Below are 15,143 nucleotides of genomic sequence, written 5' to 3' on the forward strand. Positions count from 1 at the left end.
CTCCGTTACTCCCGGCCCGACTCCTCCAGCGGCGCACTGTGCCACTTCCACGAGGTGACCCGGGGATGACCGGGCAGTTCGCCGCGGCCGGTGGCCCAGAGCAGGACGGCCCATCGGTCGGTGTCCTTCGGGACGTCCGGAAACAGCCGGGCCAGTACCCGGTCACAGAGATCGGCGGGCGGGGTCCAGGGGACGTCCAGGCTCGCGGCGAGGTCATGCACGTGCACCAGGGTCTCCACGATGCCCATGGCGGCGAAGCCCTCCGGGTCCGACACCCCGTAGGAGTGGTACGAGCGGACCTCGGGCGAGGCCGTCCGTACCATCGCCGCGAGCAGCGCGCCGCTCGCCTCCAGCGTCTGGAGCAGCCCGGCGGTCCCGGCCGACCGGTCCGCGAAGATCGCGTTCGCCGGTCCGCCCTTGTGCTCGGCGCTCCAGCGGTAGGGGACGTACGTGTCCAGCGGCGGCTGCCGCGGGCCCAGCTGCGCCGCGTAGGAGAAGAGATCGTCGCTCAGGTGCTCCGCGGTCTCCCAGCAGTCCCACTCCAACGTCCCGGCCGGGACCAGCCAGTTGTCCGCCGGGGACTTCCGGAGCGCGTCGACCGCCAGGCGGACCGCGGTGGTCACATCGTCCGCCGTGACCGGCAGCCGGGTCCCGGTCAGTGCGGCCCGTTCCGCCGCACTGCACTCGACACAGAACTCATTGCCCTCCGGATCGGCGAGCGTCGCCCAGCCCCGCCCGTTCGGCCTGCGGTGGTCGGCCACGAGGGTGGCACCCAGGCCGAGCAGCCGCTCCACCTCCTCGTCGCGGGTGCGGTCCTGCGGCTGAATGTCCAGGTGCAGACGGTTCTTGCTGCTCTTCGGCTCGGGCACCGAGATGAAGAGCAGCGCGGCACCGGGGGCCTCGACGAGTGCCTCGGGATCGCCGGGGGCGTCCTCGTCGGAGAGCGGGGCGCCGAGTACCCCGGACCAGAAGGCGGCGAGCTCGTAGGCGTCGGCGCAGTCGATCGTGATGTGACGTACGAGTGAAGTCATGGGCCCCACTGTCGCCGCTCGTGGCCGTCGTGGTCCACCAACTTTGGAGAGGGGGCGACGAACGCCGCCCCCGTCCCTTTCAGCTCGCCGGCACGTCACTTCACCGGCGTGAAGTCCCGCGCCCCGATGAATTCCGGACGCCGCGCCGGAGCCGCGAACGGCTCCTCGGCGGCGTTCTCCACGCTGTTGAAGACGATGAAGACATTGCTGCGCGGGTACGGGGTGATGTTGTCCCCCGAGCCGTGCATGCAGTTGCAGTCGAACCAGGTCGCCGAACCCGCCTTGCCCGTGAAGAGCTTGATGCCGTGCCGGTCGGCCAGCTTCGTCAGCGCCTCGTCGGACGGGATGCCGGCGTCCTGCATCTTCAGGGACTTCTTGTAGTTGTCCTTCGGTGTCTCGCCCGCACAGCCGAGGAACGACTTGTGCGAACCGGGCATGATCATCAGCCCGCCGTTGGTGTCGTGGTTCTCGGTCAGCGCGATCGACACGGACACCGCGCGCATGTTCGGCAGACCGTCCTCGGCGTGCCAGGTCTCGAAGTCCGAGTGCCAGTAGAACCCCGAAGCGCCGAAGCCCGGCTTGACGTTGATCCGGGACTGGTGGACGTACACGTCCGAACCGAGGATCTGACGGGCCCGGCCCACCACGCGCTCGTCACTGACCAGCCGGGCGAAGACGTCGCTGATCCGGTGAACCTCGAAGACCGACCGTACCTTCTGCGACTTCGGCTCTATGATCGAGCGCTCGTCGGCCCGCACCGCCGGATCGGTGATCAGCCGGTCCAGTTCGGCGTGGTACACGGCGACCTCGGCCGGTGTGATCAGCTGGTCCACGCCGAGGAAGCCGTCGCGCTCGAAGCCCTGCAGATCCTTCACGGCGACCGGCCCCGGGGTGCCGGGCGGGGACCAGATGACCGGGTCCTGACGGGGCGTGATCATCTCGGCTGCGCCGCGTGTGGGGTACAGATCGGCGCGTACATCGGTGGTCATGGTTCAGCCCTCCTCGGTCAGGAGGGGGTAGACACCGTGCTCGTCGTGCTCCTCCCGTCCGGTGACCGGAGGGTTGAAGACGCAGACACAGCGGAAGTCGGTCTTCGGCCGCATGGTGTGATGCTCATGGCCGTTCAGCAGGTACATCGTGCCGGGCGTGATCCAGTGCTTCTCGCCGGTCTCGTCATTGGTGAGCTCGGCCTCGCCCTCGACGCACAGGACGGCCTCGATGTGGTTCGCGTACCACATCGATGTCTCGGTACCCGCGTACATCGTGGTCTCGTGGAGCGAGAAGCCCACCTTCTCCCGCGCGAGCACGATGCGCTTGCTCTCCCAGGTTCCGGAAGCGGCCTTCACATGCCTGTCGGTGTTCTCGATGTCACTGAACGATCGGACGATCACGGTGGGTCGGTGCCTTTCTCTCTGCGGTGGTGTTTCTCGTCGGACCCGCGTAGGGGGCGGGTCCGGGATCAGGCGGTCTCGCGGACTGCGCGGGCCAGTGTCCGCAGGCCCTCGTCCAGCTCCTCGGGGGTGACGGTCAGCGGCGGCAGCAGCTTCACGACCTCGCTCTGCGGACCGGAGGTCTCGACAAGGAGGCCCAGCTCGAAGGCGCGGGCGCAGACCGCGACGGCGCGCGACTTGTCGGTGAACTCCATGCCCCAGACCAGGCCGCGGCCCCGGAACTGCGCACCGAGCCGGGCGTGTTCGTCACAGATCGCAAGAAGGGCCTGCTCGATCTGCTCGCCCCGGGCCAGGGTCTGCTTCTCCATCTGTCCGTCCGCCCAGTAGGCGTCCAGCGCGGCGGCGGCCGTGACGAACGCCGGGTTGTTGCCGCGGAAGGTGCCGTTGTGCTCGCCCGGCCCCCAGATGTCCAGCTCCGGTGTGAACAGGCAGAGCGACATGGGCAGTCCGTAGCCGCTGATGGACTTGGACAGGGTGACGATGTCGGGGGCGATGCCGGCCTCCTCGAACGAGAAGAACGCCCCCGTGCGTCCGCAGCCCATCTGGATGTCGTCGACGATCAGGAGCATGTCGCGGCGGTGGCACAGGTCGGAGAGCGCCCGCAGCCACTCGGGGCGCGCCACATTGATGCCGCCCTCGCCCTGCACCGTCTCGACGATCACGGCGGCGGGCTGGTTGAGACCGGAGCCCTGGTCCTCCAGGAGCCGCTCGAACCAGAGGAAGTCCGGTACCCGGCCGTCGAGGTAGTTGTCGAACGGCATCGGGGTGCCGTGCACCAGCGGGATACCGGCCCCGGCCCGCTTGAAGGCGTTGCCGGTGACGGCGAGCGAGCCCAGCGACATGCCGTGGAAGGCGTTGGTGAACGAGACGATCGACTCGCGCCCCTTCACCTTACGGGCCAGCTTCAGCGCCGCCTCGACCGCGTTGGTGCCGGTCGGGCCGGGGAACATCACCTTGTACGGGAGATCACGCGGGCGCAGCACGATGTTCTGGAAGGACTCCAGAAAGGCGCGTTTCGCGGTGGTGGCCATGTCGAGGCCGTGGGTGATGCCGTCGCGCTCGATGTAGTCGATCAGCGCGCGTTTCAGTACCGGGTTGTTGTGGCCGTAGTTGAGAGATCCGGCCCCGGCGAAGAAGTCGAGGTAGGTGTGGCCGTCCTCGTCGGTCAGACGGGCGCCCTGCGCATGGTCGAACACTGCGGGCCAACTGCGGCAGTAGCTTCGTACCTCCGACTCCAGGGTCTCGAAGACACTCAGCGCGGGCGGGGTGATGGTCACAGGGAATCTCCTGCTTGAGGGGGGTGTGACGGGCTGCGGTGTGCTCAGGTGCGGAACGGGCCGAGGCGCTCGGACGTGGAACGGGCCGATGATGCGCTCGGACATGGAACGGGCCGATGCGCTCAGGCGTGGAACGGGCCGATGCGCTCAGGCGTGGAACGGGCCGATGCGGTACAGCACTTCCGGCAGATGCGTTTCCTCGGGGAACAGCTCGCCGTCGAAGAGCACTTCACGCTCCAGGGCCACGTCGTGGCGCAGCGCGTAGGAGGTGAACAGCCGGTCCGACGCGGTGTTGTCCGGGGTGACGGTCGTCTCCACCGAGGCCAGGCCCTGCGAGGCTGCGACCCGCGAGGTCAGCGCGTCCAGCAGCTTTCCCGCCAGTCCGGTCCCGCGGTGGCCGTGGTCGACGGCCACCTGCCAGACGACGAGTGTCTCGGGGCGGTCCGGCCGGAGGAATCCCGTCACGAAGGCAACGGGCCCGCCGGTCTCGTCGCGGGCGACCACGGAGGTGGCCGCGAAGTCACGGCACCACAGCAGGTAGCTGTACGAGGAGTTGAGGTCCAGGACCTCGGAGTCGCGGGCGATGCGCCAGATCGCGGCTCCGTCCTCCACTCGTGGGGTGTCGATGGTGAGGAATTCACTTCGGGCACTTGCAAAATCTGCTGGTGCGGCGGTCATGCGAATTGAATTTACCCAGCAAATTCTGAAATTGCATCGACGCAAGGGCTTGGGTGGAGTGACCCTTTGTGTTATCACGCGGGCGCGTGCACCGGCGCGATCCGGCATCGCTTTCTTCTGCTTTGGGTGCTATTTATCCGGCATAACGGCCGCGATGTGGAGTCGGTCACAAGGTCGTAACTCTCGGGTGACGCAACGGAATTGTGTGGATCCGGCTTCTGGAAACTCGGGTGTTTAGGGTCGGGGAAAGCGGGCAGAAGAATGCGGGGAGCTGCTCTGAATAGAGCAGCTCCCCGCATTTGTGGAATATTGACGTCCCGGTGCGGATTTACTCGCTCGGCCAGGTTTCCGAAACTGCTTTGCGGGCAGTTTCGAAGTCGACCTGCCGGCCCGCATCGGCCAGCGCCGCCCCCAGAGCCGCGAGCGAGGACTGCACCGTGCCCCGCGTCGCATCCACACCGTAGTGATTGACCCGGATCATCTCCTTGGACAGCGCACCGCCGCCCGCGATCAGCGGCAGCGACGGGTCGGCCGCGAGTGCCCGTGCGACCAACTCGGAGGCGTCGACGCCCGCCGGGGCGCGCAGCGTCGTGGCGACCGGCGCCGCGTCCTTCGCCTCGTGCACATACGGCGACAGACCGCCGCCGAGCGCCACCGCACCCGCACGAGTCGCCGCGGCGGCCGAGGCATGCCGGGCCATCAGCGCATCCAGGCCCTCGGCCTCGATCCGCTCCACACAGGCCTCCAGAGCCAGCATCTCCAGCTGGGCGGGAGCGTGCAGCAGCGCCCTGCGACCGCCGTCGATCCAGCGCTCCTTCCAGTCCAGGAGGGAGAGGTACGAGCGGCGCGGGGCCTGGGGGTTGGCGGCGATCCGCTCCCAGGCCCGCTCGCTCACCGACACCGCCGACACCCCGGCCGGGCCGCCCATCGCCTTCTGCGCGCCGATCACACAGAGGTCGACGCCCCACACGTCAGGCAGCAGCGGCTCGGCGCCCACCGAGGCGACGGCGTCCAGCATGAACAGCGCCCCGTGCGAACGGACCACCTCACCGATCTCGGCGACCGGATTGGTGTTGCCGGTAGCCGCCTCGGCGTGGACCAGGGAGACGAAGTCGATCTCCGGGTGCTCGGTCAGCGCCCGTGCGACCTGATCGGCGGTGACCGCCGTGTGGAACGGAACCGCCAGATCGACGACATTGGCACCGCAGTCGCGCAGCCAGTTCCCGAAGGTCTGTCCGTACGGGCCGGTGACGACGTTCAGCGCGGTCGAGCCGGGCCGGGCGCCGCCCCGGATGCAGCCTTCGAGAGGGAGCAGTGCCTCGCCCTGCATGATGACGACGTCCTGCTCGGTGGCGAGGAGGCCGGCCACCCGCTTCTCGATGGCCGCGAAGTGCGCGGCGGTGAGCGGGGCGAGGTCGAGGAAGGGGTGCGTCACGGTGGTGCTCTCTTCGGATCGGGTCGGTGCGCCGCGGTGCTGCGTACGGACAGGGCTTCCGTCGAAGCGTACCCAGGGCGCCGGGCGGTGCCTCGTACAGTGCTGCTCATGAGTGATCACAGGGCACCGCAGGTGCTGCACGTGAAGGGGCGGGTGCTCGTCGGACCGCAGGACGTCCGCGACGAGCTCTGGGTCGTCGACGGACGGATCTCGTACGGCAGGCCGGCCGGCGCGGACGAGGCGGTGACCGTCACCGGCTGGGCGCTGCCGGGGCTGGTAGACGCCCATTGTCACGTCGGGCTCGACCATCACGGCGCCGTCGACGCGGCGACCAGCGAGAAGCAGGCCATCGCCGACCGGGAGGCGGGCGCGCTGCTGCTGCGGGACGCGGGTTCGCCGTCCGACACCCGGTGGATCGACGACCGCGAGGACCTGCCGAAGATCATCAGGGCCGGCCGCCATATCGCCAGGCCCCGCAGATACACCCGGAACTACGCCCACGAGATCGAGCCGGACGATCTGGTCGCGTACGTCGCACACGAGGCGCGCCGCAGCGACGGCTGGGTGAAGCTGGTCGGCGACTGGATCGACCGGGAGGCGGGTGACCTGACCGCCTGCTGGCCGCGCGAGGCGGCCGAGGCGGCCATCGCCGAGGCGCACCGGCTCGGCGCCCGGGTCACCGCGCACTGCTTCGCCGAGGACTCGCTGCGCGATCTCGTCGAGGCCGGCATCGACTGCATCGAGCACGCCACCGGGCTCACCGAGGAAACCATTCCGCTCTTCGCCGAGCGGGGGGTCGCGATCGTTCCCACGCTGGTCAACATCGCCACGTTCCCCTCGCTCGCGGCGGGCGGCGACGCCAAGTTCCCCCGCTGGTCGGCCCATATGCGGCGGCTGCACGAGCGGCGCTACGACACCGTGCGCGCCGCGTACGACGCCGGGATCCCGGTCTTCGTCGGCACCGACGCGGGCGGGGTGCTCGCCCACGGTCTGGTGGCGGACGAGGTCGCCGAGCTGGTGAAGGCGGGCATCCCGGCCCTGGACGCGCTGTCCGCGACGACCTGGGGTGCGCGTCAGTGGCTCGGGCGGCCGGTGCTGGAGGAGGGTGCGCCGGCGGACCTGGTGGTGTACGACGAGGACCCGCGGGCGGACGTACGGGTGCTGGCGGCGCCGCGACGCGTAGTGCTGAACGGGCGGGTGATCGGCTGAGTGACGGCTCACGGAGCCGCCTCCCGGCCGGGGTGCGCCGTGTTGACAGGCAGTTACCGAACCCCTGCCGTGTCGTTGAAGCATCTTTACGCGCACCCCGGCGCAGTCGGTCTCCGCGCCGTCCACGCTCAGTGGATCGGGTGACTCCGAGGAACGAACGACCGAGATAATCGAATACAGGCGCGAAAACCCCCCTTTGGGGTGAACTCACGTCAGGTGTCTGCCAGTTCACCCTCCGTGCGTAAAGCTTTCGGGGTCGAGGTCACCGGCGCCCGCGATGTCCCCCATTGGACGGCGCCGGTGGCTCCATGTCTCTTGTGGGGGTTCCACCATCTTGAACAGCAATACCTTCCGCCTGGCCGCCCTGGCGGTCGCCGCCGCTCCCGTCGCCCTGCTGGTTGCCGTCCCGGCGCAGGCCGCCACCGCGACCACCACGACCACCGGCGACGGGAAGGCGAGCGCGGTCGTGCTCCGTACCGCACTCGACGTCTCGCTCCTGAACAAGACGATCGATGTGCCGCTCAAGGTCACGCTCAATGAAGTGCAAGCACCCGCCAGTGCCGACAGGACCGCGCTGAGCGTGCGGCTCGACGGGGTGGACCACGGACAGCCGTTCAGCGTGCTGAGCGCCGATGTGGCCACCGCCAGGGCGACCGTCGGCAAGCACAGGGCCGAGGGCTACAGCAATCTCGCGAAGGCCCGGGTCCATGTGCCCGGGCTGCCGCTGCTCTCGCTGATCGAGGTCGAGAAGGTCACCTCCAAGGCGGTCTGCGAGGTGGGCAGGAAGCCGGTCGCCGAGTCGAACGTGCTGGGGCATGTGTCGGTCCTCGGCAAGCGGATCACCCTCACCGCGAGCGGTACCACACAGGTGAAGGTGCCTGGCGTCGGCGAGGTGACCCTCGACCTGTCGAAGACGCACACCACCTCACGCACCGCAGCGGCGGCCGCGCTTCAGCTGAAGGTCTCGGTCAACCCGCTCAAGCTGAATGTCGCCGATGTGCAGGGTGAGGTCACGCTCGCCGAGGCCACCTGCGAGACGCCGAAGTCGACCGGAGGTGGTGACAACGGCGGGTCCGGCAACGGGGGTTCCGGCAACGGCGGTTCCAGCGGCGGTGGTTCGAGTGACGGGGGTTCCGGCAACGGCGGCTCCAGCGGCGGTGGTTCGAGCGACGGCGGTTCCGGCAACGGTGGGACGAGCGGCGCAGGCACCTCCGGCAGCGGTGGCAGCACGTCCGGGGGCACGGGCGGTGACGGCGGCGATGTGAAGCCCCAGACCGGCACCGGCCACGCCCCGGCCGTCGACTCCAACCTCGCGGAGACGGGCGGCAGCTCCACGACTCCGTACATCGCCGGCGGCGCGGCCGTGCTGCTGGCGGTGGGCGCCGGGGCGATGGTCGTGGCCAGGCGCCGCGCCCAGAACTGACCCCTCGACCCAAGGCCCGAGGGGGGCAGTCGTAGGTCAGGAGGGGAACGGGGAGCGGCGTTCGCGTGACGGAACGCCGCTCCCCGTGAGCGTGCGGAACGCCACTCTCCGTCGGCGGGGGACGGAGCGCGGCCGTCCCGTCAGCGCGTGACCGCGGGCAGCGTCTGCAGCGCCTGGTCGAACCCCTGCAGGAAGCGGTTGGTCGTCGCACGGTCGCGTACCGCCAGCCGCAGCCACTGCGGACCGAGCCCGGGAAACGTATCTCCACGACGCGCCGCGAACCCCAGCGCCCGCAACCGCTCCCGTACCTCGGCGGCCCCCTCCAGCCGCACCAGGACGAACGGTCCCTCGGCCGGTTCCACCACCCGCACCTCGGTGAACTCCCTGAGCCCCGCGACCAGATGGGCCCGGTCCACCGCGATCCGCTCCGCCGCGGCAGCCGCCTCGGCCAGGGCCCGCGGCTCCATGCACGCCTCGGCCGCCGCCAGCGCCGGGGAAGACACCGGCCACAGCGGCTGTGCCTCCTCCAGCGCGCGGATCGTCTCCGGGGCGGCCAGTACGTAACCGATCCGCAGCCCCGCGAGCCCCCAGGTCTTGGTGAGGCTGCGCAGCACCACGAGCCCCGGGATGTCCGTACGCCCGCACAGCGCCTCGCGCTCGCCCGGCACCGCGTCCATGAACGCCTCGTCGACCACCAACGTCCGCCCGGGACGCGCCAGTTTCTCCAGCACGGCCGCCGGATGCAGGACCGACGTGGGGTTCGTCGGATTGCCGACCACCACCAGATCCGCGTCCTCGGGCACCGCCGCCGGGTCCAGCCGGAAATCGTCCTCGGCCGACAGCAGCACTCGCCGCACCTCGTGCCCGGCCGCACGCAGCGCCGACTCGGGTTCGGTGAACTGCGGATGGATCACGACCGGACAGCAGGCCGGCAGCGCCCGCGCGATCAGCACGAACGCCTCCGCCGCACCCGCCGTCAGCAGCACGCGCTCCACCGGGAGCCCGTGCCGGGCCGCGACCGCCGCCCGCGCCGGACGGCCGTCCGGATACGCGGCGAGCGTGCCCAGCGACGCGGCTATCCGCGCCTTCAGCCAGGCCGGAGGCGTATCGGCCCGTACGTTGACGGCGAGATCGGTCAGATCCCGGCCCCGTACTTCCGCGTCACCGTGGTGCCGCAGATCGTGCGTGCCCGCGCCTGGCGCGTCGGGTCTTTCAGTGGGAGTGTGCATGACCGCCGTGGGGGTGATGGTGATGGCCGTCGTCGTCGGGGTGGAAGTGCGGCTGCTGCGGCAGCCCCACCTTGTCCTCGAAGCCCGGCAGCGAGATCCGGTACACGCATGAGTCGCAGTTCATCCGCAGATCGCCCTTGACGGCCTCCCGGTAACGCTCCATGACAAGGTCGTACAATTCCTCGGCCGCACCGATGACTTCGGCCGAGCGGACATCGAGCTCCGGGTGGGCGGCAGCCCACTCCTCGGTCTGATGACGCACCCGGTCCGGCAGGATGCCGGTGAAGAGGAAGTACGGCAGAACGACTATGCGCCCGGCACCCAGCTTCACGCAACGGTCGAGACCGGACGGTACGTCCGGCGCCGCGAGCGAGACGAACGCCGTCTCCACCCCCGCGTAGCCACGGCCCTCCCAGAACAGCCGCGCCGCCTTGTACACCTCGGCGTTGGCGTCCGGGTCGGTCGAACCGCGCCCGACCAGCAGCACCGTCACCTCGGACCGGTCGGTGTCGCCCAGCACCGCGTCGACCCGGCGCTCCAGCACCTTCAGCAGCGCCGGGTGCGGGCCGAGCGGACGGCCGTAGGTGTAGGAGATGCCGGGGTGGCGCTCCTTCTCACGGGCCAGCGCCGCCGGAATGTCCCCCTTGGCGTGCCCGGCCGACACCAGCATCAGCGGCACGGCGGCGAAGCGCTTCACACCGCGCTCGACCAGCTCGGTCACGGCGTCGCCGAGCGGCGGCGGGGACAACTCGATGAAGCCGCCCGCGACCGGCAGTTCGGGGTGGCGCTCGCCCAGCTCGGCCACGAAGTCACGGAACGCAGCGGCCCCGCCCTCGTCCCTGGTGCCGTGGCCGGCGATGAGCAGTGCGGGCTGGGTGGACGGGGTGGGCGGGGTGGTCACAGGTTCTCCTCGGTGGTCGTGGGGGTGGGGGTCAGGGGGTGGTACAGCAGGGCGTTGAGGGCGGCGGCGGCGACCGCCGAGCCGCCCTTCTCGGACACATTGCTCACGGCGGGCAGACCGCTCTCGCGCAGCGCCGCCTTCGACTCGGTCGCGCCGACGAAACCGACCGGCAGCCCGATGACGAGCGCGGGCGCGGCATCGAGGACGAGCAGCTCCTCCAGCGCGGTCGGCGCATTGCCGATCACCCAGATCGCGCCGGGTCCGACCTGCTCGTACGCGAGCCGGATCGCATGTGCCGAACGGGTCAGCCCCGGGCCGGACCTGGCCTCCTTCAGACGGCACACGGTCTCGCGGCGGGTGATGCCCGCCGCGACCATCTCCACATCGGTGACGACCGGCGCCCCGGCGTGCAGCGCCGCATGGGCGACGACGAGCGACGCCTCGTCGCAGACCAGGTCCGTCGCGTACTCCGGATCCGCCGCGGAGTGGATGACCCGCTCCACGACGGCCCGGGTCAGCGGTGCGAAGTGCGAGGTGTCCAGGCGGGCGCGCAGCCGCCGGAACGACTCCTGCTCGATGGGGTGAACGGTTCTCTCCCAGGGCCGGTTCACTCGGCTCCCTCCTGTGCGGGTGCCGTGGTGGCCGACTGCCAGCGGTAGCCGCGCGGTGTCACCATGCGGCCCGCGATCTCCCGGGTGGCCGTGTTGCCGACCGTCACGACCGTCATCATGTCCACCGTCGCCGGGTCCAGACCGGCGAGCGAGGTCACCCGGCTGCTCTCGTCAGGGCGCGAGGCATTGCGTACGACACCGACCGGTGTCGCCGGTTCCCGGTGCTCGGACAGGATCGACAGGGCCTTCGGGAGCTGCCAGTCGCGGCCCCGGCTGCGCGGGTTGTAGAACGTCACGATGATGTCGGCCTCGGCCGCGGCCCGTACCCGGCGCTCGATGACCTCCCACGGCGTGTGCAGATCGGAGAGGCTGATCGACACATGGTCGTGGCCCAGCGGGGCGCCCAGGATCGCGGCAGCCGCCAGCGCGGCTGTCACACCCGGCACACCCACCACATCGATATCGGCGCCGGCCTCGGCGAGCGCGGGCGACGCCATCGCGTACACACCCGCGTCACCGCTGCCGATCAGCGCCACCGCATGCCCCTTGCGCGCCTCGGCGACCGCGGTGCGGGCCCGCGCCTCCTCGGCGCCGAGACCCGACTCCAGGACGGTGGTGCCCGGCCGCAGCAGGTCCCTGATCTGGTCGACGTACTGATCGAGCCCGACCAGCACCGAGGCCCGCCGCAGCTCCTCACGGGCCCGCGGCGTCAGCAGATCGCGCGCACCCGGGCCGAGACCGACGACGGCCAGGCGCCCGCGCGGGCTGCGGCGGACCACCGCACACGTGGCCATCGCGGCCCGCCCCACAGGGCTCGACTTCCGCTTCGGTACGAGGAGTTCGCCCCCCGCGGCGAGTGCGGCGGCCTCCGCGACGGAGGGTGTCCCGACGGCGGCGAGCGGCGCGCCGGACGGATTGGGCACCTCGATACGGGCCAACTCGTCGGCGGCGTAAGTCCGCAGCGGTACGCCGAGCTGCGAGGCCGCGGCGACGATCCCCGGCTCGTCCGCCTTCGCGTCGACCGTCACCAACTCCGCGATGCTCAGCGGCGACAGCCCGGCCTCGCACAGGGCGTCCCGGATCAGCCCGAGGACCTCCTCGACCGGCGCGTCCTTGGACGCGCCGACCCCGACAGCGAGTGACGCGGGCCGCAACACGGCGGTCCGCGCCCCGAGTTCCACGATCCGGTCGGTGACATGCAGCACCGCACCACCCCCGGCGCCGGGGGAAACATTCGGCGGCAACGGCGGCAACGGCCACACCGCATCAGCTCGCAGCTCCACCCCCGCCCCGTCGAGCATCGCGCGCGACACCCCCGCCACATCGCCCTCCACGGCCAGGCCCAGCATGTCCAGCCCCGGCACGCCCGCCGCGTCCGTCGCCGTGGTCACGACCGGCGCCGCGCCCAGCACCTCACCGACCGCCCCGGCCAGGGCGTTCGCCCCGCCACCGTGCCCGCCGAGCAGCGCGACAGCATGGCGACCCGCCTCGTCGACACAGACGACACCCGGGTCCGAGGCCTTGTCCGACAGCAGCGGCGCGAGCAGCCGCACCACGGCCCCCGTCGCCAGGAAACACACCAGCTGCTCGCACTCGGTGAACGCCCGCTGCACGGCCTCGCGCACCGGTCCCTCGTAGACCACGGTGCGGCCGGGCCAGGCCGCGGCCAGCCGGTCGCGGGCGACGGTGCCCGCCGCCGTGGCGGAGATCAGGCCGATCACTGGGTTGCTCCTTCACTTGCACGGACCGCGGGGCGGGTGCCCCACAGCAGAAAGACCGGGTTGGTCGCGGCGAGCCGCGTCACCTCACCGGGCAGCGGCGCCAGCCGGGAGGACTGCAGCAGCACGCCCTCGGGCACGAGCCCGGCACCGGCCAGCGCCGCACGCACCTGAGGCACCCGGTCCAGCGCCGCCAGCGCCACCACCACCGAGCGCCGCGCCCGCCGGGCGCACTCCGTCACGATGGCGGGCAGCTCACGCCCGCCGCCCCCGATGAACACCGCGTCCGGGTCGCCCAGACCCTCGAGCACGGCGGGCGCGGAGCCATGCACCGCATGCACATACACCGCGTGCGCGGCCGCGTTCGCCCTGATCCGCTCGACCCCGTCCGAGGTCTTCTCCACGGCGACGGCGGCCGCGCCGAGCCGCGCGCACTCCACCGCGACCGACCCCGAACCCGCGCCGATGTCCCACACCAGGTCACCGGTGCGCGGTCCCAGCCGCGCCAGCGCCAGCGCCCGTACTTCGAACTTGGTGATCATCGAGTCACGGTGCTCGAACTCCGTCTCGTCCAGCGCCCACCGGCCGGGCCCCGCGGGCGGCCCCGCGACGGTCCGTACCGGGGAGAGCACCCGGGACTCGTCCAGACACAGCACCACACTCACCGGATCCGGCCAGTCGCGGGCCACCGCCTCGGCAGGGGTCAGCCGCTCGATGCGCTCCCGCTCCGGATCGCCGAGTGCCGTCGCCACGACCAGGGTGCGCCCCTCGGCTCCGTGCACCAGCCCGGCCGCCAGCTCCGCGGGCCCGGCGCCGGGCCCGGTCAGGACGGCCACCTTCGGGTGCGCCAGACATGTGTTCACCGCGGTACGCGGGTCGCGGCCGTGCGCACTGACCACGACCGCGTCGTCCCACGCCAGCCCGAGCCGGGCGAACGCGACCGCGACGGAGGGCGAACCCGGCCGCACATCGAGCGCGCTCGCCCCGAAACGCTCGGCCAGCGCCCGTACGATCCCGAAGAATCCGGGGTCACCGGAGGCCAGCACGACCACCCGCGCCCCGCCCCCGTGCGCATGCTCCGCGATCCGGTCGAGCGCCGGCGCCAGCGGACCGAGCACGATGCGCCCGACCTGCTCCGGCGGACCCGCGGCGTCCAGATGACGCCGGGCGCCGACCACCAGCGTGGCCCCGGCCAGCGCGTCCTGGGCCTCGGGACCGAGCGGCTCGCCCGTCCCCGTACCGAAGACCCGGATCACGAGCCGGACCGCTGGGCGCGCAGTTCGGCCCGCGCCGCCTTGTCGGCCTTGCGGAAACCGTGGAAGTGCCCCGGGTGGTAGAGGTGCGAGCGAGTCCCCGAAGCCGAAAGCGCCGGGCCGACCAGGAAGAGGGTGTGCTTCCAGAGCTTGTGCTGCTTGACCGTCTCCTCCAGGGTCTCGATCGTGCAGTGCAGGATCAGCTCCTCCGGCCAGGTCGCCTGGTACGCGATCACGACCGGCGTAGACGTGGGATAGCCGCCCTCCAGCAGCTCCTGGGTGAGCTGCCCGGACCGGGCGGCCGACAGGAACAGCGCCATCGTCGTGCCGTGGCGCGCGAATTCCCGTACTTCCTCGCCCGGCGGCATCGGCGTCTTGCCGCCACCGAGACGGGTCAGGATCACGGACTGCGCGACCTCCGGAATCGTCAGCTCCCGCTGCGCGATCGCCGCGACGGCCGAGAACGACGAGACCCCCGGCACGATCTCGACCGCGACCCCCAGGCCGGCACACCGGTCGACCTGCTCCTGCGTGCCGCCCCACAGCGCCGGGTCGCCGGAGTGGATACGGGCCACCTTCAGCCCTTCTGAGGCTGCGCGTTCGTACACGGCGACGACCTGCTCCAGTGACATCTGTGCCGAGTCGAGGATCTCCGCGCCCTTTCGGGCATGCTCCAGAACTTCCGCCTGCACCAGGCTGGCCGCCCAGATGACGATGTCGGCATCCGCGATGGCCCGCGCCGCCCGGAAGGTCAGCAGATCGGCGGCGCCGGGGCCGGCACCGACGAACGTCACTTTGCCGTGGGTGGGCGCGGCGTCCGTGCCGGCTGCGTCGACTGCTTCGGACATGGGACGGGGTCCTTTCGGGAAACGGGTAACGGTAAAAAAGCGGACAAAGGGGCAGGGTGCGGTGAGATGCGCGCACTGG

13 protein-coding genes and 1 pseudogene are annotated in these 15,143 nt (G+C 71.1%); 2 read left to right on the forward strand and 12 right to left on the reverse strand.

What is annotated here, in order from left to right; all coding sequences use genetic code 11:
• Window positions 1-5 precede the first annotated feature (5 nt).
• From IEZ15_RS15090 to IEZ15_RS15115, 6 genes are all read right to left on the reverse strand, one after another.
• Window positions 6-1,031: a VOC family protein gene (locus IEZ15_RS15090; RefSeq protein ID WP_189277220.1), complete on the reverse strand. Its 1,026-nt coding sequence runs from the start codon at window positions 1,029-1,031 to the stop codon at window positions 6-8.
• Between the two features lie 95 nt (window positions 1,032-1,126).
• A complete protein-coding gene (gene thpD / locus IEZ15_RS15095; RefSeq protein WP_189277222.1) occupies window positions 1,127-2,020 on the reverse strand; it encodes an ectoine hydroxylase in 894 nt (297 codons plus the stop codon).
• A gap of 3 nt (window positions 2,021-2,023) precedes the next feature.
• Window positions 2,024-2,422 (reverse strand): ectoine synthase, encoded by a 399-nt coding sequence (locus IEZ15_RS15100; protein WP_189277224.1) that lies wholly within the window; start codon window positions 2,420-2,422, stop codon window positions 2,024-2,026.
• Window positions 2,423-2,490: 68 nt separating this feature from the next.
• Window positions 2,491-3,759 carry a diaminobutyrate--2-oxoglutarate transaminase gene (gene ectB, locus IEZ15_RS15105; protein ID WP_189277226.1) on the reverse strand — a complete coding sequence of 423 codons (1,269 nt, stop codon included), beginning with the start codon at window positions 3,757-3,759 and terminating at the stop codon, window positions 2,491-2,493.
• A gap of 147 nt (window positions 3,760-3,906) precedes the next feature.
• Window positions 3,907-4,437, reverse strand: a complete 531-nt coding sequence (gene ectA, locus IEZ15_RS15110; RefSeq protein WP_268250382.1) for a diaminobutyrate acetyltransferase — start codon at window positions 4,435-4,437, stop codon at window positions 3,907-3,909.
• 328 nt (window positions 4,438-4,765) lie between these two features.
• Complete coding sequence (locus IEZ15_RS15115; RefSeq protein WP_114243870.1) at window positions 4,766-5,872, reverse strand: pyridoxal-phosphate-dependent aminotransferase family protein; 1,107 nt, start codon at window positions 5,870-5,872, stop codon at window positions 4,766-4,768.
• A 132-nt stretch (window positions 5,873-6,004) separates the two neighbouring features.
• Here IEZ15_RS15115 and IEZ15_RS15120 point away from each other — a divergent pair, with 132 nt between their 5' ends.
• Together IEZ15_RS15120 and IEZ15_RS15125 are read left to right on the forward strand one after the other, a co-directional pair.
• Window positions 6,005-7,081 carry an amidohydrolase family protein gene (locus IEZ15_RS15120; protein WP_189277335.1) on the forward strand — a complete coding sequence of 359 codons (1,077 nt, stop codon included), beginning with the start codon at window positions 6,005-6,007 and terminating at the stop codon, window positions 7,079-7,081.
• Window positions 7,082-7,415: 334 nt separating this feature from the next.
• Window positions 7,416-8,504 carry an SCO1860 family LAETG-anchored protein gene (locus IEZ15_RS15125; RefSeq protein WP_189277228.1) on the forward strand — a complete coding sequence of 363 codons (1,089 nt, stop codon included), beginning with the start codon at window positions 7,416-7,418 and terminating at the stop codon, window positions 8,502-8,504.
• A gap of 140 nt (window positions 8,505-8,644) precedes the next feature.
• Here the strand turns inward: IEZ15_RS15125 and cobC are convergent.
• The 6 genes and pseudogenes from cobC to cobM form a co-directional block, all read right to left on the reverse strand.
• Window positions 8,645-9,784: pseudogene (cobC, locus tag IEZ15_RS15130) on the reverse strand (Rv2231c family histidinol phosphate aminotransferase CobC); the annotation flags it as partial.
• A complete protein-coding gene (locus tag IEZ15_RS15135) occupies window positions 9,717-10,634 on the reverse strand; it encodes a sirohydrochlorin chelatase (RefSeq protein ID WP_189277231.1) in 918 nt (305 codons plus the stop codon). The pseudogene cobC and the gene IEZ15_RS15135, both read right to left, overlap by 68 nt.
• Window positions 10,631-11,245 carry a precorrin-8X methylmutase gene (locus IEZ15_RS15140; RefSeq protein ID WP_189277233.1) on the reverse strand — a complete coding sequence of 205 codons (615 nt, stop codon included), beginning with the start codon at window positions 11,243-11,245 and terminating at the stop codon, window positions 10,631-10,633. Before IEZ15_RS15140 ends, IEZ15_RS15135 begins: the two co-directional genes overlap by 4 nt.
• Entirely contained in the window at window positions 11,242-12,966 is a 1,725-nt protein-coding gene (gene cobJ, locus IEZ15_RS15145; protein WP_189277235.1) for a precorrin-3B C(17)-methyltransferase, read from the reverse strand. Before cobJ ends, IEZ15_RS15140 begins: the two co-directional genes overlap by 4 nt.
• The gene (cbiE, locus tag IEZ15_RS15150; RefSeq protein ID WP_189277237.1) at window positions 12,963-14,219 is read right to left on the reverse strand and encodes a precorrin-6y C5,15-methyltransferase (decarboxylating) subunit CbiE; all 1,257 of its coding nucleotides are present in this window, start codon (window positions 14,217-14,219) and stop codon (window positions 12,963-12,965) included. Before cbiE ends, cobJ begins: the two co-directional genes overlap by 4 nt.
• Entirely contained in the window at window positions 14,216-15,064 is an 849-nt protein-coding gene (gene cobM / locus IEZ15_RS15155; protein WP_189277238.1) for a precorrin-4 C(11)-methyltransferase, read from the reverse strand. The genes cbiE and cobM overlap by 4 nt, the downstream gene beginning before the upstream one ends.
• Window positions 15,065-15,143: the final 79 nt, after the last annotated feature.

The sequence above is a fragment of the Streptomyces atratus genome (assembly GCF_014648655.1).
Taxonomy (GTDB): domain Bacteria; phylum Actinomycetota; class Actinomycetes; order Streptomycetales; family Streptomycetaceae; genus Streptomyces; species Streptomyces atratus.